Source organism: Azovibrio sp., assembly GCF_049658005.1.
Classification (GTDB): Bacteria; Pseudomonadota; Gammaproteobacteria; order Burkholderiales; family Rhodocyclaceae; genus Azovibrio.
The window spans coordinates 1-25,516 of sequence record NZ_JBASOH010000138.1; the positions used below are offsets into that span (position 1 = coordinate 1).

At 63.7% G+C, this 25,516-nt stretch carries 30 protein-coding genes; 16 read left to right on the plus strand and 14 right to left on the minus strand.

What is annotated here, in order from left to right; translation table 11 throughout:
• The 11 genes from WBH99_RS13900 to WBH99_RS13950 all read left to right on the plus strand — a co-directional run.
• Positions 1-681 (plus strand): Hpt domain-containing protein (locus WBH99_RS13900; RefSeq protein WP_424220694.1); only part of this gene is annotated, 681 nt, incomplete at its 5' end.
• 35 nt (positions 682-716) lie between these two features.
• On the plus strand, positions 717-1,508 hold the full coding sequence (locus WBH99_RS13905) for a BPSS1780 family membrane protein (RefSeq protein ID WP_424220695.1): 792 nt from the start codon (positions 717-719) through the stop codon (positions 1,506-1,508).
• Between the two features lie 36 nt (positions 1,509-1,544).
• A complete protein-coding gene (locus tag WBH99_RS13910; RefSeq protein ID WP_424220696.1) occupies positions 1,545-2,330 on the plus strand; it encodes a BPSS1780 family membrane protein in 786 nt (261 codons plus the stop codon).
• Entirely contained in the window at positions 2,323-2,997 is a 675-nt protein-coding gene (gene nadD / locus WBH99_RS13915) for a nicotinate-nucleotide adenylyltransferase (RefSeq protein WP_424220697.1), read from the plus strand. Before WBH99_RS13910 ends, nadD begins: the two co-directional genes overlap by 8 nt.
• The gene (gene rsfS, locus WBH99_RS13920; RefSeq protein WP_424220698.1) at positions 2,997-3,365 is read left to right on the plus strand and encodes a ribosome silencing factor; all 369 of its coding nucleotides are present in this window, start codon (positions 2,997-2,999) and stop codon (positions 3,363-3,365) included. The genes nadD and rsfS overlap by 1 nt, the downstream gene beginning before the upstream one ends.
• Positions 3,362-3,829 carry a 23S rRNA (pseudouridine(1915)-N(3))-methyltransferase RlmH gene (gene rlmH, locus WBH99_RS13925; RefSeq protein ID WP_424220699.1) on the plus strand — a complete coding sequence of 156 codons (468 nt, stop codon included), beginning with the start codon at positions 3,362-3,364 and terminating at the stop codon, positions 3,827-3,829. Before rsfS ends, rlmH begins: the two co-directional genes overlap by 4 nt.
• A gap of 6 nt (positions 3,830-3,835) precedes the next feature.
• The gene (locus WBH99_RS13930) at positions 3,836-4,459 is read left to right on the plus strand and encodes a Maf family protein (protein WP_424220700.1); all 624 of its coding nucleotides are present in this window, start codon (positions 3,836-3,838) and stop codon (positions 4,457-4,459) included.
• An 87-nt stretch (positions 4,460-4,546) separates the two neighbouring features.
• Positions 4,547-4,765 (plus strand): sulfur carrier protein ThiS, encoded by a 219-nt coding sequence (gene thiS, locus WBH99_RS13935; protein ID WP_424220701.1) that lies wholly within the window; start codon positions 4,547-4,549, stop codon positions 4,763-4,765.
• A gap of 21 nt (positions 4,766-4,786) precedes the next feature.
• Complete coding sequence (locus WBH99_RS13940) at positions 4,787-5,575, plus strand: thiazole synthase (protein WP_424220702.1); 789 nt, start codon at positions 4,787-4,789, stop codon at positions 5,573-5,575.
• A complete protein-coding gene (trmB, locus tag WBH99_RS13945) occupies positions 5,572-6,366 on the plus strand; it encodes a tRNA (guanosine(46)-N7)-methyltransferase TrmB (RefSeq protein WP_424220703.1) in 795 nt (264 codons plus the stop codon). Before WBH99_RS13940 ends, trmB begins: the two co-directional genes overlap by 4 nt.
• A gap of 139 nt (positions 6,367-6,505) precedes the next feature.
• Complete coding sequence (locus WBH99_RS13950) at positions 6,506-7,435, plus strand: recombination-associated protein RdgC (protein ID WP_424220704.1); 930 nt, start codon at positions 6,506-6,508, stop codon at positions 7,433-7,435.
• A 203-nt stretch (positions 7,436-7,638) separates the two neighbouring features.
• Here WBH99_RS13950 and WBH99_RS13955 read toward each other — a convergent pair whose 3' ends face one another.
• From WBH99_RS13955 to WBH99_RS14015, 13 genes are all read right to left on the minus strand, one after another.
• The gene (locus tag WBH99_RS13955) at positions 7,639-7,962 is read right to left on the minus strand and encodes a PsiF family protein (protein ID WP_424220705.1); all 324 of its coding nucleotides are present in this window, start codon (positions 7,960-7,962) and stop codon (positions 7,639-7,641) included.
• 41 nt (positions 7,963-8,003) lie between these two features.
• Positions 8,004-8,942 (minus strand): HPr(Ser) kinase/phosphatase, encoded by a 939-nt coding sequence (gene hprK, locus WBH99_RS13960; protein ID WP_424220706.1) that lies wholly within the window; start codon positions 8,940-8,942, stop codon positions 8,004-8,006.
• Positions 8,943-8,954: 12 nt separating this feature from the next.
• Positions 8,955-9,401, minus strand: coding sequence for a PTS IIA-like nitrogen regulatory protein PtsN (gene ptsN, locus WBH99_RS13965; protein WP_424220707.1), 447 nt, complete (start codon positions 9,399-9,401; stop codon positions 8,955-8,957).
• A gap of 51 nt (positions 9,402-9,452) precedes the next feature.
• Positions 9,453-9,776, minus strand: coding sequence for a ribosome hibernation-promoting factor, HPF/YfiA family (gene hpf / locus WBH99_RS13970; protein WP_424220708.1), 324 nt, complete (start codon positions 9,774-9,776; stop codon positions 9,453-9,455).
• A 14-nt stretch (positions 9,777-9,790) separates the two neighbouring features.
• On the minus strand, positions 9,791-11,236 hold the full coding sequence (locus WBH99_RS13975) for an RNA polymerase factor sigma-54 (protein WP_424220709.1): 1,446 nt from the start codon (positions 11,234-11,236) through the stop codon (positions 9,791-9,793).
• A 36-nt stretch (positions 11,237-11,272) separates the two neighbouring features.
• Positions 11,273-12,007: an LPS export ABC transporter ATP-binding protein gene (gene lptB / locus WBH99_RS13980; protein ID WP_424220710.1), complete on the minus strand. Its 735-nt coding sequence runs from the start codon at positions 12,005-12,007 to the stop codon at positions 11,273-11,275.
• Positions 12,000-12,449, minus strand: a complete 450-nt coding sequence (gene recX / locus WBH99_RS13985) for a recombination regulator RecX (RefSeq protein ID WP_424220711.1) — start codon at positions 12,447-12,449, stop codon at positions 12,000-12,002. Before recX ends, lptB begins: the two co-directional genes overlap by 8 nt.
• Positions 12,442-13,479: a recombinase RecA gene (gene recA / locus WBH99_RS13990; protein ID WP_424220712.1), complete on the minus strand. Its 1,038-nt coding sequence runs from the start codon at positions 13,477-13,479 to the stop codon at positions 12,442-12,444. The genes recX and recA overlap by 8 nt, the downstream gene beginning before the upstream one ends.
• A gap of 131 nt (positions 13,480-13,610) precedes the next feature.
• Entirely contained in the window at positions 13,611-14,504 is an 894-nt protein-coding gene (locus WBH99_RS13995) for a dienelactone hydrolase family protein (RefSeq protein ID WP_424220713.1), read from the minus strand.
• 165 nt (positions 14,505-14,669) lie between these two features.
• Positions 14,670-17,117 (minus strand): Lon protease family protein, encoded by a 2,448-nt coding sequence (locus WBH99_RS14000; protein WP_424220714.1) that lies wholly within the window; start codon positions 17,115-17,117, stop codon positions 14,670-14,672.
• Positions 17,118-17,223: 106 nt separating this feature from the next.
• Positions 17,224-18,693, minus strand: a complete 1,470-nt coding sequence (gene rng, locus WBH99_RS14005) for a ribonuclease G (RefSeq protein WP_424220715.1) — start codon at positions 18,691-18,693, stop codon at positions 17,224-17,226.
• Positions 18,694-18,729: 36 nt separating this feature from the next.
• Positions 18,730-19,032, minus strand: coding sequence for a type II toxin-antitoxin system RelE/ParE family toxin (locus tag WBH99_RS14010; protein WP_424220716.1), 303 nt, complete (start codon positions 19,030-19,032; stop codon positions 18,730-18,732).
• 8 nt (positions 19,033-19,040) lie between these two features.
• On the minus strand, positions 19,041-19,247 hold the full coding sequence (locus WBH99_RS14015) for an addiction module protein (RefSeq protein WP_424220717.1): 207 nt from the start codon (positions 19,245-19,247) through the stop codon (positions 19,041-19,043).
• A 54-nt stretch (positions 19,248-19,301) separates the two neighbouring features.
• Here WBH99_RS14015 and yegQ point away from each other — a divergent pair, with 54 nt between their 5' ends.
• Positions 19,302-20,630 carry a tRNA 5-hydroxyuridine modification protein YegQ gene (gene yegQ, locus WBH99_RS14020; protein ID WP_424220718.1) on the plus strand — a complete coding sequence of 443 codons (1,329 nt, stop codon included), beginning with the start codon at positions 19,302-19,304 and terminating at the stop codon, positions 20,628-20,630.
• A 236-nt stretch (positions 20,631-20,866) separates the two neighbouring features.
• On the opposite strand, the gene WBH99_RS14025 is transcribed toward yegQ, so the two are convergent.
• On the minus strand, positions 20,867-21,031 hold the full coding sequence (locus WBH99_RS14025; RefSeq protein WP_424220723.1) for a Uma2 family endonuclease: 165 nt from the start codon (positions 21,029-21,031) through the stop codon (positions 20,867-20,869).
• A 403-nt stretch (positions 21,032-21,434) separates the two neighbouring features.
• On the opposite strand from WBH99_RS14025, the gene WBH99_RS14030 reads away from it, so the two are divergent.
• The 4 genes from WBH99_RS14030 to WBH99_RS14045 form a co-directional block, all read left to right on the plus strand.
• Positions 21,435-21,857, plus strand: coding sequence for a pilin (locus WBH99_RS14030; protein ID WP_424220719.1), 423 nt, complete (start codon positions 21,435-21,437; stop codon positions 21,855-21,857).
• A 114-nt stretch (positions 21,858-21,971) separates the two neighbouring features.
• A complete protein-coding gene (locus tag WBH99_RS14035; RefSeq protein ID WP_424220720.1) occupies positions 21,972-23,894 on the plus strand; it encodes a tetratricopeptide repeat protein in 1,923 nt (640 codons plus the stop codon).
• Positions 23,887-24,780, plus strand: coding sequence for a glycosyltransferase family 2 protein (locus WBH99_RS14040; RefSeq protein ID WP_424220721.1), 894 nt, complete (start codon positions 23,887-23,889; stop codon positions 24,778-24,780). The genes WBH99_RS14035 and WBH99_RS14040 overlap by 8 nt, the downstream gene beginning before the upstream one ends.
• 132 nt (positions 24,781-24,912) lie before the next feature.
• Positions 24,913-25,516: hypothetical protein (locus WBH99_RS14045; protein WP_424220722.1), on the plus strand; the 604-nt coding region annotated here is incomplete at its 3' end.

A 25,516-nucleotide genomic window follows, 5' to 3' on the forward strand; every position in this document is an offset into this window, starting at 1 on the left:
GGCATGGCCGGTGCCGGCACACCCGCCACGCCCGGCGAGGACGCCCTGCTGCAGCCGCTGGCCGGCGTGCCGGGGCTCGACCTGGCTGCTGGCTTGCGTCTGGTCGGCGGCAAACTGCCCAAGTACCGTCGCTTGCTGGGCATGTTCCTGGAGAGCCACGCCCAGGATGGCGAACGGATCCAGAATCTCCTGGCCACCGGCCAGACCGGAGCGGCGTTGCAGGCCGTGCATGCCTTGAAGGGAGTGGCCGGCAATCTTGGCCTGCAGGACATCCAGGCCCTGACGACAAATCTGGAACGCAGCCTGCGCCAGGGCGATGCGGCCAGCCTGGACGATGCCCGGTCGCAAGTTTCGCAACTGGCTCGACACCTTCCCGCCCTGGTGACCCAATTGCGTCTGGCGCTGGCCTCCCGTACCGAAGAAAGTGGCGCGGCCCCTGCAACAAGCGCACCCAAGCTGACGCCCGAGCAACTGCAGGCCCTGTTCGACAAACTGGAAAGCCTGCTGATGACGGATGACCTGGAAGCGCTGCAGTTTTTTGCCGCACATGAAGGAGAATTTGCCCAGCGGCTGGCCCTGCTGGATCTGGTGGCGCTGGGGCGCGCGATCGAGTCTTTTGATTTCGACGAGGCGCTGCAGATACTGCGGCGCCCCCCAGCGCCGGACGGGAACGGGGCTTGATCCCCGGCCTTCCTGATGCGCGGCTTTTCCGGAGCATGACGACCCGTGCAACCCGACCCCGCCGGACCATGATCCGTTTTCCGCTCGACCCCATCCCCTTCAAAGGCCGCAGCCGGGTTACCGATCCAGGCGCCGGTTTCGACTGGCTGCGTCAGGGTTGGATCATGTTCAGGGCAACGCCGGGACGCTGGCTGGGGCTGAGTCTGTCCTTCCTGCTGGGTTTGCTGGTGCCGGCCGGTGTCTCCCTGCCGGGGCTGCTGCTCAGCAGTTTCCTGCTGCCGCCGCTGGCCGCGGGCATGTTGTCTGCTTGTCGGCGCAGCATCCAGGAGGGTGCGCCGCGACCGGGCGACCTGCTGGCCGGCTTTGTCGCCAGGGGCGGCGGCGTGATGGGGCTGGGGCTACTGAACATGCTGGGTACATTGGGCATCGTCCTGCTGCTGTTCCTCCTCAATCACACCGGGCAGGCGGGCAATGGCCCGGGCATCGAAGGCATGGGTGGCATGGGTGGCATGGGTGGCATAGGCCCCCTGCTGGGCGGATTGCTGTTGAGTGGCCTGCTGGCCGTGATACTCTTTCTGCCGCTCGCCATGGCCCTCTGGTTCGCGCCGGCCCTGGTGCTGTTGCAGGGCATGGCACCGGTGCCGGCCATCAAGGCCAGCGTCAGTGCCTGCCTGAAGAACTGGCTGGCTTTTCTGGTCTTCGGACTGTTGTTGTCCCTCCTGTCTTTTTTTGCCACCCTGCCTCTGGGCCTGGGTTTTCTGATTTTGATTCCCGTACTGTCCGGCGCCCTCTACGCCTCTTATCGGGATATTTTCTTAGGTGTCTAGGATGCAGTTCCACTCGATGCTTGCGGGAGCCTGGTGATGCAGGCCCTGACCCTCCCCGCCCTGGGCGGCTGGCAGTGGCTGGCCCAGGGCTACGCCCTGTTCCGCCGCCAGCCCGCCATGATCGGCCTGCTGACGATGGCGTACTGGATGAGCGTGCTGATCTGCAACCTCCTGCCCTTCATCGGTCCCCTGGCGGCCTCGCTGGTGATGCCCGGACTCTCGGTTGGCGTCATGACCGCCTGCCGCAATGTCGATCAGGGCCTGCCCGTTACCCCGGCCCTGTTCTTCTTGCCCCTCAAGGAACACCCACGCCCGCTGATATGGCTGGGGGGAATCTACCTGGTCTGCACCCTGGCGGTGCTGGCCCTGGCCGCCGTGGTGGATGACGGCGCCCTGCTGCAAGCCGCGGCCGGCAGGGGCGGCCTGGACGAGGCGGGCCTGGAGAACGGCAATGTCATCCTGGCGGCCCAGCTCATCTTGCTGCTCATGACCCCGGTACTGATGGCCTACTGGTATGCACCGGCCCTGGTGGCCTGGCACCAGCTCTCCGTCAGCAAGGCCCTGTTCTTCAGTTTCATCGCCTGCCTGCGCAACTGGCGCGCCTTTCTCGTCTATGGCCTGGGCCTGGTGGCCGTGGGGGCCATTCTGCCGGGGATCGTCATCGGCCTTTTGGGCGGCCTGTTCCCCAGTGCGGCCGGCTTCATCACCTCGCTGCTGACCTTGCCCCTGCTGATGGTGCTGGCCCCCACGCTGTTCGCCAGTTTCTATATCAGCTACCGGGATGTGTTCGTGCCCCGGGAGCCTGTTTCCGAACATGCCTGACACGGCCATCCGGCCCCTGGGCATTTTCGGCGGCACCTTCGATCCGGTGCATTTCGGCCACCTGCGCCTGGCCGAAGAGGCGCACGAGGCCCTGGGTCTGACGGCCATTTGCTGGGTCCCGGCGGGGCAACCGCCGCACCGGGCCAGCCCCCGCATCGCCCCCCGGCACCGGCTCGCCATGGTGCGCCTGGCGGTGGCCGGCAATCCCCATTTCCGGGTGGCCGCGTGCGAGATGGAGAGGGCGGAGCCCAGCTACACGGTGACCACGCTCTCGCGTCTGCGCCGGGAACAGGGGCCCCGCCAGCCCCTGGTGCTGCTGATGGGCGCCGATGCCTTTACCGGCCTGGCGAGTTGGTACTGCTGGCAGGAAATTTTCGGTCTGGCGCATCTGGCCGTGCTGCACCGGCCGGGCTACCCGCTGCTGGAGGAACGCCTGCCGGAACCCCTGGCGCGGGAATTCGTCCAACGTCGGTGTGCCGGGCCCGCAGACCTGGCCCTGGCCCCGGCGGGCGCCATCCTGCCGCTGCCCATGACCCAGCTCGACATTTCCGCCACCCACATCCGCTCCCTGCTGTCCCGGGGCGCGAGTCCCCGTTATTTGCTGCCCGACGAGGTTCTCGACTATATTCGGCGGCACCAACTTTATAGAAATCAACCAAATCCCTGATGGAACTGCGCAAACTACAAAAAGTCGTCGTCGAAGCCCTGGAAGACATCAAGGGCAAGGACATCGAAGTCATCAACACCACCCAGCTCACCTCCTTGTTCGATCGCATCATCATCGCCTGCGGTGATTCCAACCGGCAGGTCAAGGCCCTGGCCCGCAATGTGCAGGACAAGGTGAAGGAAGCCGGGGGAGAAGTGGTCTCCATCGAGGGCGAGGAAACCGGCGAATGGGTGCTGGTAGACCTCGGTGACATCGTGGTGCATGTGATGCAGCCGGCCGTGCGTGCCTATTACAACCTGGAAGAACTGTGGCAGACCACGCCGGTCCGGCGCCAGAAGGCCCTGGAAGGCGAGCACAGCAGCGCATGAAGCTGTCCATTGTGGCCGTGGGCCACAAACAGCCGGACTGGGTGGTGGCCGGGTGTCAGGAATACCTGAAACGCATGCCCCGGGAGTTGCCCACTCAGGTCATCGAAGTCAAACCCGAACCCCGTGGCGCCAGGACCCGGGAACAGCTGCAGGCGGCCGAGAAGGGACGCATCCTTCATGCCGCTGGCGACAGCGTCCGGCTGGTGGCCCTGGATGAAAAGGGCTGCGACCTGAGCACCAGGAAACTGGCCGAACGGCTGGAAGCCTGGATGCAGGATGGCCGCGACACGGCGCTCCTGATCGGCGGGGCCGACGGCCTGGATGCCGGACTGAAACAGCAGGCCGACGAGATGATCCGCCTTTCCAGCCTGACCCTGCCCCACGGCATGGCCCGCCTGCTGCTCTGCGAACAGTTGTACCGGGCGGTCAGCCTCCTGAAGAACCACCCCTACCACCGTGAATGACCCGGCATGAACCTCACCTCAGGCTTTCAGCGCATCTACCTGGCCTCCCGCAGTCCCCGGCGGCGGGAGTTGCTGACGCAGATAGGCGTCCATTTCGATACCCTGATCTTTCGCACCGGCGACCGGGCCGATCCGGAAACCGACGAAACCCCCGTCCCTGGCGAGGCGGCCGAGGATTATGTGGTGCGTCTGGCCCGGGCCAAGGCCCGACATGGGCAGCGCTTGATCGAGTGGCGCCATCTGATCGCCCAACCTGTCCTGGCCGCCGACACCACGCTGGATGTGGATGGTCTCATCATCGGCAAGCCGGTCGATGCCACGGATGCCGCCGCCATCCTGCGTCGCCTTTCGGACCGCAGCCACCGGGTATTGACCGGTGTGGCCGTGGGGTTTGAAGACCGGATGGAAACCGCCCTGAGCATTTCCGAGGTGCGCTTCCGGGCCCTGGAAGAGGCCGAAATCCAGCGCTATGTGGCAAGCGGCGAACCCATGGACAAGGCCGGCGCCTATGGCATCCAGAGCCGCGCCGGCCTGTTTGTCGAACACATCAGCGGCAGCTACACCGGCATCATGGGCTTGCCCCTGTGCGAAACCGGCCAGCTCCTCAAGATGTTTGCTTATCCGTTCTAAGGGAACGGGACATGAAACCCAAGCCGCAGGTTCAGTAGTAAACTTCGCCCCACTTCATTTTCGCGACCTTCCTGGCAAAGGCCGCCCATGACCGCAGCCATGCTCGAACTGACGCTCAACGGCACAAGCCGCCGCTTTTCCGGAACCTCCCTCACCCTCGCCGCGCTGATCGAGCAGCTGGGCTATACCGGCAAGCGCATCGCCGTGGAGCACAACGGGGAAATCGTCCCCAGGAGCCAGTATGGCAACATCTTGCTGGCCAATGGCGACCAACTCGAAATCGTCGTTGCCGTAGGCGGCGGCTAAGCTTTTTTCAGGATCAATTTCATGGATCAATTGCGCATCGCAGGCCGGGCCTATGGCTCCCGCCTTCTCGTCGGCACCGGCAAATACCGGGATTTCGATGAAACCCGGATGGCCATCGAGGCCTCCGGCGCCGAGATTGTCACCGTCGCCATCCGCCGCACCAACATCGGCCAGGACCCCGGGCAGCCCAATCTGCTCGATGCCATTCCCCCTTCCCGATACACGATCCTGCCCAACACCGCCGGCTGCTACAGCGCCGAAGAGGCGGTGCGCACCCTGCGCCTGGCCCGGGAACTGCTGGACGGCCACGCCCTGGTGAAGCTCGAAGTGCTGGGCGATTCCACCACCTTGTTCCCCAACATGCCGGAAACCCTGAAAGCCGCCGAAGTGCTGGTGAAGGACGGCTTCCAGGTGATGGTGTACTGCACCGACGATCCGGTCCAGGCCAGGATGCTCGAAGCGCTGGGCTGCGCCGCCATCATGCCCCTGGCCTCCCTGATCGGCTCCGGCATGGGCATCCTCAATCCCTGGAACCTGCGCCTGATCATCGACAACGCCAAGGTGCCGGTGATCGTGGATGCGGGCGTCGGCACCGCCTCCGATGCCGCCATCGCCATGGAACTGGGCTGCGACGGGGTGCTGATGAACAGCGCCATCGCCCACGCCAGAAACCCGGTGCTGATGGCCTCTGCCATGCGCAAGGCGGTCGAGGCCGGACGCACCGCCTTCCTGGCCGGGCGCATGCCGAAGAAGCACTACAGCGCCGATCCCTCTTCTCCCACCTCCGGCCTGATCGGTTCCCGAGCATGAACGCCATGACAGCGCCGCAAGAAGGCGCCGGCGCCGGAGGCCGCGCCGGTCCGGAGCCCGATTCACACGGCCACATCCGCAGCTTCGTGCGCCGGGCCGGGCGCATGTCGGCCGCCCAGCAGCGCTACTACGACACCCTGCTGCCCCGGCTGGGCGTGCCCTACCAGGCCACCCCGATCGACCTGGCGGCCCTGTTCGGCCGCCAGGCGCCGAAGATTCTCGAAATCGGCTGCGGCATGGGGGAAACCACCGCCCGGATCGCCGAGGCCCACCCGGAAAACGATTATTTCGGCCTGGAAGTGCATGTGCCCGGCGTCGGCGCCCTGTGCAAGCTGATTGCCGAAAAGGGGCTCAGCAACCTGCGCATCGGCAACCTTGACGCCATGGAAGTGGTGCGCGACATGCTGCCCGAGGCCAGCCTTGACGGCATCCACATCTTCTTCCCCGACCCCTGGCACAAGACCCGGCACAAGAAGCGCCGCCTGATCCAGCCGCCCTTCGTGGCCCTGCTCACCCGCCGCCTCAAACCCGGCGGCTACCTCCACTGCGCCACCGACTGGGAAAACTACGCCCTGCAGATGCTAGAAGTGCTGAGCCAGGCGCCGGATCTGGAAAACAGTGTCGCCAGCCCCACCCCCGCGGCCCTGGCCGCCGCCCTGGAAGCCGATTCCACCGCCAACCTGCCCGGCTTCGCCCCCAGGCCCGCCTACCGCCCCCTGACCAAGTTCGAGAACCGTGGCCTGCGCCTGGGTCACGGCGTCTGGGATCTGGTGTTCAAGCGTCGGACCTGATCGCGCCCTCGTTCCTGCTCCAGGGCGAGCGCCAGCGGCTCACGCCGCTCCATGATGGATGGCCGGCCTGCGCCAGCAGGCGGCTGCTTTTTGCCAGGGCCTTGCCGCCCTGGCCCTTGAAACGTCACAGGAAGTCAACATGTGGTTTCGCAACCTGCAACTGTATCGCCTGCCCGCCCCCTGGAAGCTGGAACTGTCCGCCCTGGTGGAACAACTGGCCCGGGGCCGCTTCGTGCCCTGTGGCAGCCAGGACCCGCTGAGCCGGGGCTGGGTGCCCCCCCGGGGCGGCGAGCTGGTCCATTTTGTCGGTGGCCAGTGGCTGCTCTCCCTGGCCGTGGAACAGCGCCTGCTGCCGTCCTCCGTCGTCAATGACGAGGTCAAGGAACGGGCCGGGAAAATGGCCGCCGAACAGGGCTACCCGCCCGGCCGCAAGGCCCTGCGCGATCTGAAGGACCAGGTCACCACAGAACTGCTGCCCCGGGCTTTCCTGCGCCGGCGCAAGACGCCGGTCTGGATCGATCCGGTCCATGGCTGGCTGGGGGTGGACGCCCCGAGCCTGATGAAGGCCGAAGAAGTGCTGGAACACCTGCGCCAGTGCCTGGACGATCTGCCCCTGGCCCTGGTGAAAACGCAGCATTCTCCCGCGGCCGCCATGTCCGGCTGGCTGGCAGCGGGGGACGCCTCGGCGGGGTTCACGGTGGACCGGGATTGCGAGCTGAAGTCGACGGACGAGGAAAAAGCCGCCGTGCGTTATGTGCGCCACCCCCTGGAAGGCGATGAAATCAAGGCCCACCTCACGGCCGGCAAGCTGCCCACCCGCCTGGCCCTGACCTGGGACGACCGGATCAGTTTCGTGCTGACCGAAAAAGGCGAGATCAAACGCCTGGCCTTCCTGGATGTCATCAAGGAAAACGCCGGGCAGGACGCCGGGAACGCCGAGGAAATCTTCGATGCGGAATTTGCCCTGATGGCAGGAGAATTCGCCCGCTTCATCCCGGCCCTGCTCGAAGCGCTGGGCGGCGAACAGGCCGCGCCGGAAGCTGCCAGCCAGGACGAACCGCCCTTCTGAACCCGGCCCGCCACCTCCCCGCCGCGCAGGTTTCCGGCCCGCCTCTTCCGGCAAGCGGTTCGAAGCCGCCAGACCCAGCCGGACGAGGATGGATTCCACCGCCCCGCGAAATCGAGGCCCCGGCAATCTTGCGCGAAAAGGCAAGTGAGCCCAAAAAAAAATCCCGGCGCGCCGGGATTTTTTTTGGGCAAGGCGGCCTTGCCTCAGCTCTTCAGGCACTCGCTCATGAAGGCTTTGCGTTCATCACCTTTCAGGGCCTTGTCGCCGGCTTGCTGGTTGCAGGCCTTCATCTTGTCGCGCTGGCTGGCCCCGGAAGCGGTCTTGGTGGACAGGCATTCCTTCATGAAGGCTTTGCGCTCGTCGCCCTTGAGTTCCTTGGCCTTGGCTTCCTGGTTACAGCCCCTCATTTTTTCCTGCTGAGCCTGCTGCGCCGGACTCGGGGCCTTCCTGGCGGGCGCATCTTCCGCATAGGCCGTACCGAGCCCCAGGGTAAAGGCAATGGCGAGGGTGCAGATCACTTGCTTCATGGACTTCTCCTTTGGCTTGAAAAAATGCAAGCTGAATTGTCTTAGAGTTCCTCGTCCAGCACCAGCGCTTTTTGCTGGCGGGAAATGAATTCCTGCATGCTGTCGATGCCGCGCAGTTGCAAGATGGTATTGCGCACGGCGGCCTCCAGCAGGACAGCCAGGTTGCGCCCTGCCGCCACGGGAATCACCACCTTGCGGATGGGCACGCCGAGAACATTCTGGGTCTGGGCATCGAGGGGCAGGCGCGGGGCATCGACACCGGACACGGTTTTTTGCAGGTAGACGATCAACTTCAGCTTCATCCTGCGGCGGGACGCCGTTTCGCCAAAGATGGTGCGGATGTTGAGAAGCCCCAGGCCGCGGACTTCCAGGTAATCCTGCAGCATGCCCGGGCAGCGCCCCTCCAGGGTGGTGGGGGCGATGCGGGCCAGTTCCACCACGTCATCGGCGACCAGTCCGTGGCCGCGGGAGATCAGTTCCAGGGCGAGTTCCGATTTGCCCACGCCGGAATCGCCGGTAATCAGTACGCCCATGCCCAGCACGTCCATGAAGACCCCGTGGACGGAGGTGATGTCCGCCAGGCGACGCGATAGATAAATGCGGAGCAGGTCGATCACCGCGGCGCAGGGTTTGGCCGCCGTCAGCAGCGGCGTCCGGGTGCTTTCGCAAATGGTCCGCAAGGCATCGGGAACCGGCAATCCGTCGGCAACGATCAGGGCCGGCGGCTGTGCCGCCAGGAGGGCGCCGACCTGGCTGCCAAACTGGGCTTCGGAGACACGCCGGAGCCAGGCGATTTCGGCGGTGCCGATCACCTGCAGGCGTTCCGGGTGGATCAGGTTCATGTGCCCCACCACGTCCGCGCCGTAGTTGCCGGATTCCTTCAGGCTGATGCGGCGGTTGGTGCCGACGGCCACTTCCCAGGACAGTTCGAGCTTGTCCCGGTGATCCTCGAAGAGCTGGACTAGGCTGATTTCCTGCATGCAGGGGCCGGATCAGGCAGAGAACAGGGTGATGACACGGGCGGCGTCGGTGGCTGCGGCAAGCTGCTCCCGAAACTGCCGGTCGGCGAAGCAGGTGGCGAGTTCGGACAGGATCTGCAGGTGTTCTTCCGTGGCCTGTTCCGGCACCAGGAGGATGAAAAGCTGGGACACGGGGCGGCCATCCGGGGCATCGAAGGGAATCGGCTCGGCCAGACGGATGAAGGCGCCGGTGGCCTGCTTGAGGCCCTTGATGCGGCCATGGGGGATGGCAATCCCCTGGCCCAGGCCGGTGGAGCCGAGTTTTTCCCGGGCGAACAGGCTATCGAAGACCTGCGCCGCAGCAATGCCATCCGCGCTTTCGAACATCTGGGCGGCCTGCTCGAATACCCGTTTTTTGCTGCCGGCATCCATGCCCAGCAGGACATGGGATGCGGGCAGGAGTTGAGCAATCAATTTCATGATGGGAACCGGAGAGGACCGGGCCGCAACCGGGGGTTGCGGCCGCAGACATCAATCCTCGAGATGATCGGCAACCTTGTCGCCGCGGTGATGGTCCTGAAGCTTCTGCTTGTGCCTCAGAACCTGACGGTCCAGCTTGTCGAACATGCTGTCGATGGCAGCATAAAGATCATCTTCGCTGCTTTCGACAAAAATGTCCTTGCCCGGCACATGTACCGTGACTTCGGCCTTCTGCTTCAGTTTTTCCACCGACAGGATGACATTCACGCCGGTGACCCGGTCAAAGTGGTTGATGACGGGTTCAAGCTTGGCTTCCACATACTCGCGGAGGGCAGGCGTGACTTCGATATGGTGGCCGCTGATCTGTAGATTCATTTTTTTCTCCTCTCTTACAGGGTCTTGCGTAAATTGACCGGCGGGATGTTGAGCGCTTCGCGGTATTTCGCCACGGTGCGCCGGGCCACAACGATTCCCTGCTGGCCTAGTATTTCGGATATTTGACTATCCGACAAGGGCTTCTTGCCATCTTCAGCACTGATCAAATGCTTGATCAAAGCCCGGATAGCCGTGGCAGAACACGCCCCGCCGGTATCGGTGGAGACATGGCTGCCAAAGAAGTACTTCAATTCAAAGATACCCCGGGGAGTGGCCATGTACTTCTGGCTCGTCACCCGGGAGACGGTGGATTCATGCAGGCCGATGGTGTCGGCAATCTCGCGCAGCACCAGCGGGCGCATGGCGACTTCGCCGTGCTCGAAGAACTGGCGCTGGCGATCGACGATGGCCTGGGAGACCCGGGCGATGGTATCGAAACGCTGCTGGACGTTCTTGATCAGCCAGCGGGCTTCCTGCAGCTGATTCGACAGGCCGCCCTCCCCGCGGCGCTGCTGGGACAGGATTTCTGCATAAAGCCGGTTGATCCTGAGCTTGGGGTAGGCATCGGGATTGATCTGGGCGGTCCATTTGCCGCGCAGCTTCTTCACGATGACATCGGGAATGATGTAGCGCGTATCGATGGCCGCAAAGCGGGCGCCGGGCCGGGGATCGAGGCCGACGATCAGCGCATGGGCGGCTTTGAGCGCGTCATCATCGCAAGCGCATGATTTCTTGATCTTGTTGAAATCCCGGGCGGCCAGCAGGTCCAGGTGCCGTTCCACCACGGCCAGCGCCAGGTCCCGGGTTTGATCCTGAGGCAGGGCCTTCAGTTGCAGCGCCAGGCATTCCTGGGGGGAACGGGCCGCGACGCCGGTGGGGTCCAGGCTTTGCAGCTGGCGCAGGGCGATTTCGAGGTCGTCCAGTTCCACTTCATATTCGGGCGGAATGGTTTCCAGCAATTCTTCCAGGCTGGCCGAGAGATAACCGTCATCATCCAGCCCTTCGATCAGGAAACGGATCAGGGCGCGGTCCTGGTCGGAAAACTGGGTCATGCCCAGTTGCCAGGTCAGGTGTTCACGCAAGGATGTGGTGGCGGCCTGGAGGTCCTGGCTATCGCCTTCGTCATCATCCCGGTCCCGGGCGGGGCTGCCATAGCTGCCACTGTCCTGGGACCAGCGATCTTCCTCCACCTCGCTGCGGCTGAGTTCGGCGCGCTCCTCGCTGCTTTCTTCCCGGGCCGGGACCGGCTCCTCCTGGCCCCGCTCGTTGCTGCTGCTGGTATTGTAGGTGTTTTCCCGCTCCGGCTCGTCCTCACGCTCCAGCAGCGGGTTTTCCTGCAGATAACGTTCGATTTCCTGGTTCATTTCCAGGGTCGAAAGTTGCAAAAGCTTGATCGCCTGCTGCAACTGGGGCGTCAGCGCCAATTGCTGGGAAATCTTGAGCTGGAGGGAAGGTTTCATCGGCGGGAGAGAGGTGAGCTTTTACAAAACCGCAGCTTAAAGGCGGAAATGCTCGCCCAGATAAACTTTTCTTACGTCTTCATTATAGACGATCTCGCTCGGAGAACCAGACGCAAGGACATGGCCTTCGTTGATGATCCAGGCGTGATCGCAGATGCCCAGGGTTTCCCGCACGTTGTGGTCGGTGATCAGCACGCCGATATTGCGCTCTTTGAGGAAGCGGATGATCTTCTGGATGTCGAGCACGGCAATCGGGTCCACCCCGGCGAAAGGCTCGTCCAGCAGGATGAAACGGGGCTGGGTCGCCAGGGCCCGGGCGATTTCGACCCGGCGCCGCTCGCCGCCCGAGAGGGCCGCCGCCTGGGTGTGGCGGATGTGGGTGATGTGCAACTCTTCGAGCAGGTTTTCCAGCCGCTCCTTGATTTCCTGGGGCGGGAGATTCTGCAGTTCCAGCACGGCCTGGATGTTTTCCGCGACGTTCAGCTTGCGGAACACGGAGGCCTCCTGGGGGAGATAGGAAAGCCCCCGCCGGGCGCGCAGGTGAATGGGCAGGTGGGTCAGCCTGGTGTCATCGATGAAAATGTCCCCCCCGTCGACTGCCACCAGACCGACGATCATATAAAAGCAGGTGGTCTTGCCGGCCCCGTTGGGACCGAGCAGGCCTACCACTTCGCCGCTTTTGACGGCGAAGGAGACATCGGCCACCACATCCCGGGCCTTGTAGCGTTTTTTGAGATGGTGGGCGCTCAGGCAACTGCGCGGTTCATTCATGGCGGCCATCTTCATTCAGGCCCTGCAGCACCCGGCGGATGGCTTCCTGGGAGAAGCCCCGGTACTGGAGGAATCGTTGTTGCCGCGCCCGTTCGGCCGGCGAGTCGGGCAGGGTGGCAAATTTTTTCTGCCAGACGGACCGGCAGCGACCGTGTTCATCCTCACTTTGGGCCAGGGCGGCGGCAATGGCCTCGGGCTCCACGCCGGACTGGCGCAGTTCCTGGACCAGACGGGCATTGCCATAGCGGCGGCCCCGCACATTGACCCGCATTTCCGCGTAGCGGTCATCGCTCAGCTTGCTGCACCGGACCAGTTCATCGAGCAGTTGCGTCAGAGCTTCAGCAGATCCGGCGTGGGGCGCCAGCTTGCGTTGCAGTTCGGCCCGGCTGTATTCGCGCCGGGCCAGCAAGGCCAGTGCCCTGGCCTCCAGGCTTTCAGGCATCGGCCAGAGCCGGAGCGGGAGCCGGGGCGGGAGCCGTCCTGGCGGGATTGACGATCTCGCGGATGCGGGCTTCGATTTCCCTGGCCAGGTCCGGATGGGCCTTGAGGAATTCGCGCACATTGTCCTTGCCCTGGCCGATCTTGTCGCCCTTGTAGGCGTACCAGGCCCCGGATTTGTCGATGATCTTGTGGATCACGCCCAGTTCGATGACCTCGCCCTCGCGGGAGATGCCCTCGCCGTAGAGGATGTCGAAGATGGCTTCCCGGAACGGCGGCGCCACCTTATTCTTGACGACCTTGACCTTGGTTTCGTTGCCGATCACCTCGTCCCCCTTCTTGATGCCGCCGATGCGGCGGATGTCGAGGCGCACGGAAGCATAGAACTTGAGGGCATTGCCACCGGTGGTGGTTTCGGGAGAACCGAACATGACGCCGATCTTCATCCGGATCTGGTTGATGAAGATCACCAGGGTATTGGTCTTCTTGATGTTGGCGGTGAGTTTCCTCAGGGCCTGGCTCATCAGGCGGGCATGCAGCCCCATCATGGAGTCGCCCATTTCGCCTTCGATTTCGGCCTTCGGGGTCAAGGCGGCGACCGAGTCGATGACGATCACGTCCACCGAGCCGGAACGCACCAGCATGTCGGCAATCTCCAGGGCCTGTTCGCCGGTATCGGGCTGGGAGATCAGCAGCTCGCCCACATTGACGCCCAGCTTCTGGGCATACTGGGGATCGAGGGCGTGTTCTGCATCGATGAAGGCGGCGGTCCCGCCCAGTTTTTGCATCTCGGCCACCACCTGCAGGCAGAGGGTGGTCTTGCCGGAAGACTCGGGACCGTAGATTTCCACCACCCGGCCCCGGGGCAGGCCGCCGACGCCCAAGGCCAGATCCAGCCCGAGGGAGCCGGTCGACACCACCTGGATGGCCTCGTCAATCTCGGCCTCGCCCATCTTCATGATGGAACCCTTGCCGAACTGTTTCTCGATCTGGGCCAGGGCAGCGGCCAGGGCCTTTGCTTTGTTGTCGTCCATGGAAGTTACCTTGAATGTTCAGCGGGGAATTATGGCACAAGCCCCGGATGTGGAATAAATTTTGCCGGAAGCCCATGTACTGTATGGGCGTACAGTATATGCGCTTCCGGAGCGGATGCAAGGCCGGCGGCTTACAGGCCGTGTTGCTGGAACCAGGCCAGCATCCGCCGCCAGCCATCCTCGGCCGCTGCCTTGCGGTAGCTGGGGCGGTAATCGGCATGAAAGGCGTGCGGCGCCTGATCGTAGAGGATGATCTGCGATGCCCGGGCGGCGGGGGCCGCGGCGCTTGCGAGGGCCTTCTTCATCCGTTCCACGGAGGCCAGGGGGATGCCGCTATCCTCGCCGCCGTAGAGCCCCAGCACCGGGGCCTTCAACTCGGCGACCTCATCCAGGGGATGGCGCGGGGTTTGCGGCGTCACCTCGCCTTCGAGGCGGCCATACCAGGCCACCCCGGCCTTGAGGGAAGATCGGTAGGCGCAATAGAGCCAGGTGATGCGGCCGCCGTAGCAAAAGCCGGTGATGCCCAGCCGGGCCGGATCGCCGCCGTTCTGGAAGGCCCAGGCGGCGCAGGCGTCGAGGTCGGAGAGCACCTCGGCATCCGGGGTCCTGGCCGTGATCTTCTCCAGGATTTCCGGCACGCTCTCGATCTGGCGCGGGTCGCCCTGGCGGGCAAACAGCTCGGGGGCGATGGCCAGGTAGCCGAGCTTGGCGAGGCGGCGGCAAATATCGGCGATGTATTCATGGACGCCGAAAATTTCCGACACCACCAGAATCACCGGCAAGTGCTCCTGGCCGGCGGGCCGGGCCTGGTAGGCTTCCACCTCGCCCAGGGGCGAAGCGAGCTTGACCCGGCCTGCCAGCAAGCCGGCGCTGTCGGTGTGGATGGCGGTCTGGGCCATGATCGGCTGGGTCGCCAGGGCAAAACCCACCCCGGCGGCGGTGGTGATGAAATCCCGGCGGCTGAAGGGGCGATCCAGGGGGCGCCCCGGGACCAGGCTATCGAATTCGGAATGTTTGCTTGTCATGGGAGATGCCTTCCTGAGGTGGGAAAGAGGGAACGGCATGATAGCCCCGCAGCGGCCCGCCCGGTAGGCCCGGTAGGCCCGGCCTTTTTGAAAGCGCATCGCCAGGGCGGAAGGCGCACCGCAGCGGCAAAACAAGGCCCGGCGCCTGGCGTCGATGCCATCCGTTCAACTAGCGCTGAAGCGGTTGTGACGCACCGGCTTGCGCCAGACGGGCCGCTCTTCCGGGTGGGCCGGATGCAGGGCCGCCGTCATTTCCGCCAGGGCCCGGGCCACCCGCTCGTTGAGGCTGCCCCGGGGCAGATGGCCGCGACTGTCGGGCGTGCCGGCGGGCAGGCCGGTCAGCAGCTCCATGGCTTCATCCACCGTCGCCACGGGCCAGACGTGGAACTGGCCGCGCTCGGCCGCCTCCACCACATCCGGACGCAGCATCAGGTGGGCGACGCTGGCGGCCGGGATCAGCACCCCTTGCGTCCCCGTCAGGCCCCGGGCCTTGCACAGGTCGTAGAAGCCTTCGATCTTTTCATTGACGCCGCCGATCACCTGCACCTCGCCAAACTGATTGACCGAGCCGGTCAGGGCCAGGCTCTGGCGGATCGGGGCCTGGGCCAGGGCCGAGAGCAGGGCGCAAAGTTCGGCCAAAGAGGCAGAATCCCCCTCCACCTGGCCGTAGGACTGCTCGAACACCAGGCTCGCCGCCAGGGAAAGGGGCTGATGCCGGGCGAAGCGGGCGGCCAGGAAAGCGGTGAGGATGAGCACTCCTTTTGAGTGGATGGCGCCGCCCAGCTCGGTTTCCCGCTCGATATCCACGACGTCCCCGTCCCCCACCCGGGCCGTGGCCGTGACCCGCACCGGATGGCCGTAGCGCTCGCCCGCCAGTTCCACCACCACCAGGGCATTGGCCTGACCGGCCCGCTCCCCGTCCGTGGAAATCAGGGTGCAGCCCTCCAGGGTGGACTCCAGCACATGGCGCGGATAGCGGTCGGCCCGCCGGGCCCGGGCCGCCAGGGCGGCGCTGATGGCTTGGGCTTCCACCCGGCTGGCATCGCCATTTTCGGCCCTGGCATGGTAATCCGCCTCCCGCATCAGGTCGGAAAGATGGCGGGTGTGCAGGGAAAGGCGCAGGGCGTGTTCGGCATGGCGGGCCGCCGCCTCGATCAGCAGGGCCACCGCCTCGGCGCTGAAGGGCAACAACCCGCCCCGGCGCGCCAGGGTGGCCAGGAGGCGGGCATAGTGGTTTTCGTTTTCCTGCGTTCGCAGCAACTCGTCGTCAAAATCCGCGGCCACCTTGAACAACTCCACGAAATCCGGATCGTTCTCGGTGAGCAGGTAGAACAGCTCCCGCTCCCCCACCAGCACCACCTTGACCTGGCAGGGCGCCGGCTCCGGGTTCAGGGTGGCCTGGCTGCTCCAGCCCTGAGCCTCGGCGGGGGGCTCGATGGCGATGCGGCTGCTGCGCAGCGCCCGTTTCAGGCCGTCCCAGGCATAGGGCTGGGTGAGCAGGCGGCCGGCGTCCACGACCAGATAGCCGCCGCTGGCCCGGTGCAGGGCCCCGGCGCGGATCAGGTTGAAATGGGTGGCATGGCCGCCGGGCATGGGCAGGTGCTCGATGCTGCCGATCAGGTTGCCAAAGCCCGGGTTGTCCTCCCGGATCACCGGCGCCCCCCGGGTCTGGCTGTGATCCACCAGCAAGTTCACCTGGTAACGGTGGAAGCTGAACTTGCCCTGCTCGAGCTCGCTGTCCGGGTTTTCTTCGTCTTCACCGGGCACGCTGCCGCGCGCCACACAGGTAATCACGTCGGCGCTGATGGCATCGATGAAGGCCAGCACTTCGGGCAGATCCGCATGGTGGCGGCGCAGGCCCCGGGTGAGGTGGGCCAGCACCGGGGTCAGGGCCTGGCGCTCGGCCCGCTCGATGGATTTTTGCAACTCCTGACGCCAGCCGGGAAAGTCGGCCAGCAGGTCGGCCAGCTTCAGGCTCCAGCTTTCCACACGGCGCTCAATGGCCTGGTGTTCGGCCTCCGAGAGGGCCTCGAAGGCCTCCGGGGTCATCGGCTTGTCATCCAGGGTAGGAGCAAAGACAAAGCCCTCCGGGGTGGTCAAGAGACACAGGCCGTCCGCCGCGCACGCCTGGCCCAGCGCGGCAATGGCTTCCTCCTCGCGCTTCTTCTGGCCATCCTGGAGCGCCTGCACCCGATCCACATGGGTATCTGCATCCAGGGCCGCATCGATGGCCGGGGTCAGCTCCCGCACGAACTGCTGCAGGGCATTGCGCAGCTTGATGCCGCGCCCGGCCGGCAGGCGCAGCAGGCGCGGGGTGCGCGGGTCCTCGAAATTGTGGATGTAGCACAGGTCCGGCGGGGTCGGGGCCCGTGCGGCCTGTTCCTGCAGCAGGCGGAACACCGTGGCGTGGCGGCCGGTCCCCGGCTCGCCCAGCACGAACACATGGTAGCCCTGGTGCGGCATCGAGAGCCCGAACTGCAGGGCGGCCTCGGCCCGGGCCTGGCCCAGGCCGCCGGGCAGGTCGGCCAGCTCGTCCGTACTTGAAAAACCCAGGCAGGCGGGGTCGCAGCACAGGCGGAGTTGGGGGGGAGTCAGGGCAGTGGTGGTGGTCATGGCTTACAGGGGTGAAAAAGGGGGCGGAGGTTCCGTTCCCCGGGGTTGGGTGGCTTGGGTGGCTTGGGTGGGTGGCAAGCGAGACGCGGCGGGATGCGGTGAAACCTCACATCAGCACGATGTCGTACTGCTCCTGGGCGTAGCTGGCTTCGGCCTGCAGGGAAACGGGTTTGCCGATGAAGTCGGAAAGCTGGGCCAGGGACTGGGATTCTTCATCCAGGAACAGGTCGATCACCTGGGGGCTGGCGAGCACCCGGTATTCCCTGGCATCGAACTGGCGCGCCTCGCGCAACAGTTCGCGCAGGATCTCATAACAAACCGTGCGCGCCGTCTTCACCTCGCCCCGGCCGCCGCAGGTGGGGCAGGGCTCGCACAGCACATGGGCGAGGGATTCCCGGGTGCGTTTCCGGGTCATTTCCACCAGGCCCAGCGCGGTAAAGCCATTCACCGTCAGGCGGGTGTGGTCGCGGGCCAGGGCCTTGTTGAACTCGGCCAGCACGGCTTGACGGTGGACCGGGTTCTCCATGTCGATGAAATCCACGATGATGATGCCGCCCAGATTGCGGAGCCGCAATTGCCGGGCGATGGTCTGGGTGGCCTCCAGATTGGTCTTGAAGATGGTGTCGTCGAAGTTGCGCAGCCCCACGAAACCGCCGGTATTCACATCCACCGTGGTCATGGCCTCGGTCTGGTCGATGATCAGGTAGCCGCCGGACTTGAGCTCCACCCGCCGGGCCAGGGCCTTTTCGATTTCATCTTCCACCCCGTACAGATCAAAGAGCGGCCGCTGGCCCGTGTAGTGCTCCAGCAGCGGGCTCACCGCCGGAGTGTATTCCGCCGCGAAGGTCTCCAGCTTCAGGAAGTTCTCCCGCGAGTCGATGATGATCTTCTCGGTTTCAGGGTTCACGAAATCCCGCAGCACCCGCTGGGCCAGCTGCAGTTCGTGGTAGAGGAGGCTGGGCGCACCGGAAACCCGGGCCTTGTCGCGGATGTCCCGCCACAACTTTCTCAGGTAGGCAATGTCGTTCACCAGTTCCGCGTCGCTGGCGGTTTCGGCCATGGTGCGCACGATGAAGCCGCCGGGCTCGTCCTCGGGCACCAGGGTGGCAAGGCGGGTCCGCAGGGATTCCCGCTCCGCCGCGTCCTCGATGCGCTGGGAAATGCCGATATGCTTTTCCTGGGGCAGATACACCAGCATCCGCCCGGCCAGGGAAATCTGGGTGGACAGGCGGGCGCCCTTGGTCCCCATCGGGTCCTTGATCACCTGCACCAGCAGGCTCTGGCCTTCCGAAAGGATTTTCTCGATCGGCTTGTGCGCCTCCCGGCCATGCTCGGCCTGCGGGTCCCGGGGCTGCCAGATGTCGGCCACATGCAAGAAGGCAGTGCGCTCCAGGCCCACCTCGATGAAGGCGGACTGCATGCCGGGCAGGATGCGGCTGACCTTGCCCAGGTAGATATTGCCCACCAGCCCCCGGCTGCCGGTGCGTTCGATATGCAGTTCCTGGACCACTCCCTGAGCCATGACGGCCACCCGGGTTTCCTGGGGCGTGAAATTGATGAGGATTTCTTCGGACATGAAAAGACTTTGAATGATTTCTGGGTATGAACCGCTTTAAGGCTGGGGCTGGGGCTGGGGCTGGCGCTCAGCCCAGTCGTCAGGCTGGCGGTGCTGGGGGGCCACGGCCAGAATCAGGATATTCTCATCCCGCAACGCATACAGCAGTTTGTAGGGAAAACGTTCCAGCAAGCATTTGCGTATTTCGCCACGCTCCAGGGGACATGCAAGGGGCCAACGTACGATCCGCCTTGCCGCCGCCTTGAAGTCCTGAATAAAACGCTGCCCCAGGCCAGGCTGCTGCAGATCGTAATACTGCCGGCCCTCCTGCAGTTCAAGGCGGGCCAGCGGGAGCAACATGAGCTGCATCAGAGGCCCTTCAATGCCTCATCCAGAGGAATGCCCTGGACCTGCCCCGCATCATGAATCTGGAGCCGTCGCCCGGCTTCGTCAGCCCAAATTCGTTCAATCTCCTGGTCCGGCTTATCGAGACTCTGCAGAATCTGCTCCACGATTTCGAACCTTTCTGTTGCCTTGAGCTTCAAAGCCTGCTCGATGATCTCTTGCGTTCCCATACGGCCTCCTGACTGGGGACGAGTAAAATGCTCGTTTTTTCAAGATTCTACCCGATGCCCTCCCACACCCCCGAACTCCTCGCTCCGGCCGGCTCGCTCGCCATGATGCGCACCGCCTTCGCCTTCGGCGCCGATGCAGTGTATGCCGGCCAGCCGCGCTACTCCCTCAGGGTGCGCAACAACGAATTCGGCCACATGGAAAACCTGGCCCAGGGCATCCAGGAAGCCCACGCCGCCGGCCGGCAGTTCTACGTGGTGAGCAACATCTTTCCCCACAACGCCAAGCTGCACACCTACCTGAAGGACATGGCCGAAGTCGTGGCCCTGCAGCCCGACGCCCTGATCATGGCCGACCCGGGCCTGATCGACATGGTGCGCGAAGCCTGGCCGGAAATGCCCATCCACCTCTCGGTGCAGGCCAACACGGTGAACTGGGCGGCGGTCAAATTCTGGAAGAAGCTGGGCCTGGCCCGGGTGATCCTGTCCCGGGAACTCTCCCTCGATGAAGTGGCGGAAATCCGCCAGCAATGCCCGGACATGGAGCTTGAAGTATTCGTGCATGGCGCGCTCTGCATCGCCTACTCCGGCCGCTGCCTGCTCTCTGGCTACTTCAACCACCGCGACCCGAACCAGGGCAGCTGCACCAACTCCTGCCGCTGGGACTACCAGGTGAGCGAGGCCCAGGAAGACGCCGCCGGCGTCGCCCGGCCCACGCTCGCGCCCTCGGAAAACGCCGTTACCGGCCTGTTCAAGCCCAAGCCCGAGCAGAAAGTCTGGCTGCTGGAAGAAAAACACCGCCCCGGCGAGCTGATGCCGATCGAAGAGGACGAGCACGGCACCTACATCATGAATTCCCGCGACCTGCGCGCCATCGAGCATGTGTCGAAGCTGGTGGAAATGGGCATCGACTCCTTGAAGATCGAAGGCCGCACCAAGAGCGCCTACTACGTCGCCCGCACCTGCCAGAGCTACCGCGCCGCCATGGACGACGCCATCGCCGGGCGCCCCTTCGACCCGGCTCTCCTCACCGAACTCGAAAGCCTGGCCAACCGGGGCTACACCGACGGCTTCTACCAGCGCCACCACGACGCCGAATACCAGAACTACCTGAAGGGCTACTCCGAATCCAGCCGCAGCCAGTACGTGGGCGACGCCTGCCGCTTCGACCCGGAACGGGGGCTGATGGAAGTGACCGTGAAAAACCGCTTCGAGACCGGCGACCGGCTGGAAATCGTGCATCCTGCCGGCAACCGCTTCGTGCAGGTGGAACGGATGGAAAACGCCGCAGGCCAGCCCGTGGAGGCCGCCCCCGGCAGCGGCCACCGGGTCTGGCTGCCCCTGCCGGCCGAGGCCGAAGGCGCCTACCTGGCGCGGCTGTTCTGACGGCGGCCTAGTCCGCGCCCATTGGATCAGCCAGTCGCCGTCACCTCACGGCGCACGCCCGCAGCCCCCAGGACCGGGCCGCCGAAGCCCCGAAAAACCACCTCATCGCCCCGCAAGTCATCATTGGCAAGTCATCATCATCAACCGGGCTGGTCCAGCACATCTTCATAAAGACTGGCAAGCGTCAGGCTCACGCCCAGGCTTTCCAGCTGGATCACGCTGCCCTCGGCCGCCGGTTACCGCACCCACAAGCCCTCGCCATTCTTTCTGAACAGGTCCGCATGGCGGCGGTCCTGCTCGATCAGCAGGTATTCCTGCAGGCTGTCGATCTGCTGATACAGCTCGAACTTGCGGCCCCGGTCGAAGGCCGCGGTGGAAGGTGACAGGATTTCCACCGCCAGGCGGGGATGCGGCTAGAACAACTCGCTCCCCGCCGCCCGGTCACGCGGGTCGCAGGTCACAAACACATCCGGGTAAAACATGGCATCGGCCCGCTCGATGCAAAGCTTCATGCCCGGTTGAATGACAGGAAAACGCCGAGGCGGATCAGCCCGGCAACGAGCCGATCCAGGCTTGCGCCAGAGAGACCAAGCAGACCGGCGGCCAGGGGCCATGGCAAACGGCGGATGGCAGCCCCGATCGGCCCGCAAAGCGACGTGGCGCGGCAGTCGACTGACGAAAAATGTCACTCCAGCCCGGTCCCAACCGGCTTTTTCCTATGCAAAACGGGATTTCCGGACCTGGCACAAAGTCTGCCTTGTGGGAATCAGCGGTTTTCGCTGTTTTCCACTAAGGAGATTTGAAATGAAAAAGGTACAACAAGGTTTCACCCTCATCGAGCTGATGATCGTCGTCGCCATCATCGGCATCCTCGCCGCCGTGGCCCTGCCGGCGTATCAGGACTACACCATCAAGTCGAACGCCGCCGCCGCCCTGGCTGAAATCACCCCGGGCAAGGTCGCTTTCGAAGAAGCCATCGCTCGTGGCGTCACCCCTTCTCTTGTTAAGGCTGACCCTGGTTTCATCGGCATTCAGAGCTCTACTTCTTACTGCAACGTGGTGACTACGTTTGCGGCTGGCGTTGGTTCCATCACCTGTACCGCCAAGGGAGGTAATGCCGGCAAGTTCAATGGTAAAAAAATCGCTTGGGCTCGCGATGCTGACGGCGTCTGGAAATGCACTACCGATCTGGAAGAAAAGTACAGGCCTGGCAAGTGCGCTCCTTGATTGTAACTGCACATCTCGCCTGAAAAGGCGAGCTAAGGAAGATTGCCGAAGCCTTGCTTCGGCAATTTTTTTCCCCTCTGCATCTCCTGTGACAAACAAAGGTATCGCTGCGTCATGAAGGCAAATCCGTGCTATTTGCGCCGCTCCCGCTGGCTACCCTGGGCCTTGCTGACGGTTTTTCTCGGGTTGTTGTTCACTTTGTACCGCCAGGGCTTTTCCGGTGCCCTTTATTACGATGATCTGCGTCCCCTCGCGGCATTGAGTCAAATCGACGGCTGGGAGCGGGCGCTCCATTATGTGTTTTCTGAAATTTCGGGACCGCTGGGACGGCCTCTTTCCATGCTGACTTTGGTCTGGAACGCCAGCGATTGGCCCCGGAATATTCCCGCTTTTTTTGCGTTCAACGCCGTCGTGCATCTTCTCGATGCCCTTTTGGTGGCGGGCATCGTCTGGCGCATCGAACGCCTGCGCCAGGGCAAGGTAGCGGCGAGCGTCTGGCTGGCCGTGAGCGTGGGAATGCTCTGGGCCGTGCTGCCCATTCATGTGTCGACTACGCTGATCGTCGTGCAGCGCATGACCAGCTTGTCGGCCTTGTTCGTGCTCCTGGGTCTCTATTTCTTCCTGCTCGGGCTGGAAATGGAGCAGACAAGACCGCGGGCAGGGGGCTATCTGCAAGGCGCGGCCATCGTCATGGGTACCTTGCTCGCCGCTTTGAGCAAGGAAAACGGTCTGTTGCTGCCGGTGCTGGCGGGAGTGACCGAATACACCCTGCTCCAGGGCGTGACGGCCAACCCCGGCACCCGGCGCCTGCGTCTTCGCCTATGTGGTGCGTACAGCCTGCTCATCCTTCTTGCCCTACTTTGGCAGGCATGGGCGAGCGGAGGGGTTTTTCCAGGGCGGAACTTCGATCTGAAGGAGCGTTTGCTGACCGAGCCGCAGATTCTGTTCGAGTATCTCGCACATGCCTTTGCCCCCGGCATCGCGACCTTTCACCCCTTTCATGAGGGTCATCCCAAGGTCGTTTCCTGGCAGGAGTCGCCCCTGGCGCTGCTAGCCGCCCTGGCATGGCTGCTGGCATTGGGGGCAAGCGGGTCATTGCGCCGTCGTCATCCGGTCCTGGCCTTTGCCGTGTTGTGGTTTCTGGCGGCGCACCTGCTCGAATCGAGCGTGATCGGGCTGGAGCTCTACTTCGAGCACAGGAATCATGTGGCGCTGTTCGGGCCTTGTCTGGCCCTGGTCTGGTACATCCGGCAAGTTCCAGAAAAATACAGACGTCTGGCGATCGGGGGATTCTCCGCTTACCTCGTGCTGCTGACCTTGGTCCTGGGGCAAGTGACCAGCCTGTGGGGCAAGCCCCTTGAAGCGGCTGAGGATTGGTTTCTTGCCGCCCATAAGTCGCCCCGGGCGGCAGAACATCTGGCCAATCAGTATCTTGAGGCAGGCAAAGGCGCTTATGCCCTGGAAGTGATGGAGATGCAGGTGAAGGACTGCCCCGAATGCCTGAGCTCGCACCTGCAGGCCATGTTGCTCAACTGCATGGCAGGCGATGCGGAGAAAACCCAACGCTATTACGAAAGCGCACGCTTGCTGAGTCAGCAGGTTGCCAGCAGCGCGGGGGCCCCCGCGGTATTGTCCGCCGTGCTCGACCGGATGGAGGGGGGGCAGTGCAAGTTGCTCTCCCATGCGCAGATCGAGGCCTTGCATCGTGTGCTTCTGGAACGGGAGGCGAATATCATGAATGCTCGGGAGCGCGGCGCCTTGCACATCAATTTGCAGCGTATTGCACATCAGGCGGGAGATGCGTCCCGGGCGCTCGCGGAACTGGAAAAATCCTATGCCGCCAACCCGGATTTCGAGCTGGGCGTGCAGATGTTCCCTCTCATTCTGGCGTCCCAGGGCCGGGCCCAGGCCGAGGCTTTTCACCGGAACAAATTGTGCCGTTCCATGCCCCTGCACCCTTATCGGGCTTACTACCGGCACAAGGTTTGTGCCGGCTTGCTCGCCAGCCTGGATGTAGAGGCTGCGGCCCATGACTGAGCAAGATGAGGGTGCCGTGGTGGAAGTGTTTCCGCCAGTGTTGTCGGTCGTCCTCCCCGCCCGAAACGAAGCGGCTGCCGTCGGTACGACGGTCGCGGCGATCCGGCGCCTCTACCCTGAGGCCGAAGTGATCGTGGTCGATGACGGCTCCAGCGATGCCACCGGCCAGGTCGCCGAGGCCGCCGGCGCCAGGGTGGTGACGCACCCCTGCAGCAAGGGCAATGGCGCCGCCATCAAGACCGGGGCCCGCGCGGCAAAGGGGGCGGTGATGGTGTTCATGGATGCCGATGGCCAGCACGACCCCGCCGATATTCCGCGCCTGCTGGCCAAACTCGATGAAGGCTACGACATGGTGGTGGGCGCCCGGGATCGCGCCTCCCAGGCCAGCCTGGGGCGCCGCTTTGCCAATGCCTTTTACAACCGCCTGGCCAGTTACATGACGGGCCATCTGGTGCAAGACCTCACTTCCGGCTTGCGTGCCGTGCGCGCCGATCGGTTCCGCGAATTCCTCTACCTGCTGCCCAACGGTTTTTCCTACCCCACCACCAGCACCATGGCATTCTTCCGGGCGGGTTACGGGGTGGCTTATGTGCCCATCCAGGCGGCCAGACGGATCGGCAAGAGCCATATCCACTTGTTCAAGGATGGGGTGCGGTTTCTGTTGATCATCTTCAAGATCGGCACCTTGTATTCCCCCTTGAAACTGTTCGGGCCCGTGGCCTTGCTGCTTTTTACCCTCGCCACGCTCTGGTACGGCCACACGCTGCTGGAGGACGGCCGCTTCACCAACATGAGCGCGCTGCTTTATACGGGCAGCGTGATCACCTTCATGATGGGCCTGATTTCGGAGCAGATCACGGCCTTGATGTACAAGGACAAGGCTTGAGATCGAGGATGGCGCCCTTAACGCCAAAAGAATACAGGAACGCAGCATGTGCAAGCCCCCTCTGACAAGACGATCAAATCGAATGGCTCTGCGCCGGTCTGCCCGGGTCACGATTGATGAAGTCATCGAATCATGAATGACGAGTCAAGCGCGATGCTTCCCGTCTTGTCGAATGAATCCAGTCCCGCTGGCAAGCCACTACTGACGGCGATAGGGCTGTATGTCATTCTCCCCAATCTGCTGTTCTGGTTGATTGCAAATGTCCTGAAAATTGATCGGCCCATCGTCAATCTGGACTATCTGTTCGTTGGCTCGATATTCATATATGGCTGGCGAAAATTTGCCAGCCTGCTGTTACTTTTTTTTCTGTTGACGGATTTGCTGGTGCTTGAAGGGTTGGCCTATCCAGTCGTTCGTTTGCAGGATGATCTTTATCTGTTGTCTCTGCTGCCTTATGCCGCATTCATCTGGCAGGCTGCGGCAGCCGGTCTGATGCTGGCTCTGGCTTTGGTTGTCGGTATCTTGTATCGCCATGGACACAAGGCAAATCGCATGGCTACCCTGGTCTTGCTCTTTTCCGGGGTCTCTGTTTATGCCGCCCAGATCAATCTGGATGAGTTAAGTTCAGACTTTTACCGGGTTAAAAAAACCGCCGTCGGTAGCCAGATAAGCTATTTTGCCAACATGCGGGCAGTGGCGTTTTTTGATGCTTTTTTTGAAAAAGTGAATCCATTGG

Coding starts and splice junctions, on each gene's coding strand:
- WBH99_RS13905 (WP_424220695.1), top strand. CDS start 717: ATGACGACCCGTGCAACCCGACCCCGCCGGACCATGATCCGTTTTCCG.
- WBH99_RS13910 (WP_424220696.1), top strand. CDS start 1,545: ATGCAGGCCCTGACCCTCCCCGCCCTGGGCGGCTGGCAGTGGCTGGCC.
- nadD (WP_424220697.1), top strand. CDS start 2,323: ATGCCTGACACGGCCATCCGGCCCCTGGGCATTTTCGGCGGCACCTTC.
- rsfS (WP_424220698.1), top strand. CDS start 2,997: ATGGAACTGCGCAAACTACAAAAAGTCGTCGTCGAAGCCCTGGAAGAC.
- rlmH (WP_424220699.1), top strand. CDS start 3,362: ATGAAGCTGTCCATTGTGGCCGTGGGCCACAAACAGCCGGACTGGGTG.
- WBH99_RS13930 (WP_424220700.1), top strand. CDS start 3,836: ATGAACCTCACCTCAGGCTTTCAGCGCATCTACCTGGCCTCCCGCAGT.
- thiS (WP_424220701.1), top strand. CDS start 4,547: ATGACCGCAGCCATGCTCGAACTGACGCTCAACGGCACAAGCCGCCGC.
- WBH99_RS13940 (WP_424220702.1), top strand. CDS start 4,787: ATGGATCAATTGCGCATCGCAGGCCGGGCCTATGGCTCCCGCCTTCTC.
- trmB (WP_424220703.1), top strand. CDS start 5,572: ATGAACGCCATGACAGCGCCGCAAGAAGGCGCCGGCGCCGGAGGCCGC.
- WBH99_RS13950 (WP_424220704.1), top strand. CDS start 6,506: ATGTGGTTTCGCAACCTGCAACTGTATCGCCTGCCCGCCCCCTGGAAG.
- WBH99_RS13955 (WP_424220705.1), bottom strand. CDS start 7,962: ATGAAGCAAGTGATCTGCACCCTCGCCATTGCCTTTACCCTGGGGCTC.
- hprK (WP_424220706.1), bottom strand. CDS start 8,942: ATGCAGGAAATCAGCCTAGTCCAGCTCTTCGAGGATCACCGGGACAAG.
- ptsN (WP_424220707.1), bottom strand. CDS start 9,401: ATGAAATTGATTGCTCAACTCCTGCCCGCATCCCATGTCCTGCTGGGC.
- hpf (WP_424220708.1), bottom strand. CDS start 9,776: ATGAATCTACAGATCAGCGGCCACCATATCGAAGTCACGCCTGCCCTC.
- WBH99_RS13975 (WP_424220709.1), bottom strand. CDS start 11,236: ATGAAACCTTCCCTCCAGCTCAAGATTTCCCAGCAATTGGCGCTGACG.
- lptB (WP_424220710.1), bottom strand. CDS start 12,007: ATGAATGAACCGCGCAGTTGCCTGAGCGCCCACCATCTCAAAAAACGC.
- recX (WP_424220711.1), bottom strand. CDS start 12,449: ATGCCTGAAAGCCTGGAGGCCAGGGCACTGGCCTTGCTGGCCCGGCGC.
- recA (WP_424220712.1), bottom strand. CDS start 13,479: ATGGACGACAACAAAGCAAAGGCCCTGGCCGCTGCCCTGGCCCAGATC.
- WBH99_RS13995 (WP_424220713.1), bottom strand. CDS start 14,504: ATGACAAGCAAACATTCCGAATTCGATAGCCTGGTCCCGGGGCGCCCC.
- WBH99_RS14000 (WP_424220714.1), bottom strand. CDS start 17,117: ATGACCACCACCACTGCCCTGACTCCCCCCCAACTCCGCCTGTGCTGC.
- rng (WP_424220715.1), bottom strand. CDS start 18,693: ATGTCCGAAGAAATCCTCATCAATTTCACGCCCCAGGAAACCCGGGTG.
- WBH99_RS14010 (WP_424220716.1), bottom strand. CDS start 19,032: ATGTTGCTCCCGCTGGCCCGCCTTGAACTGCAGGAGGGCCGGCAGTAT.
- WBH99_RS14015 (WP_424220717.1), bottom strand. CDS start 19,247: ATGGGAACGCAAGAGATCATCGAGCAGGCTTTGAAGCTCAAGGCAACA.
- yegQ (WP_424220718.1), top strand. CDS start 19,302: ATGCCCTCCCACACCCCCGAACTCCTCGCTCCGGCCGGCTCGCTCGCC.
- WBH99_RS14030 (WP_424220719.1), top strand. CDS start 21,435: ATGAAAAAGGTACAACAAGGTTTCACCCTCATCGAGCTGATGATCGTC.
- WBH99_RS14035 (WP_424220720.1), top strand. CDS start 21,972: ATGAAGGCAAATCCGTGCTATTTGCGCCGCTCCCGCTGGCTACCCTGG.
- WBH99_RS14040 (WP_424220721.1), top strand. CDS start 23,887: ATGACTGAGCAAGATGAGGGTGCCGTGGTGGAAGTGTTTCCGCCAGTG.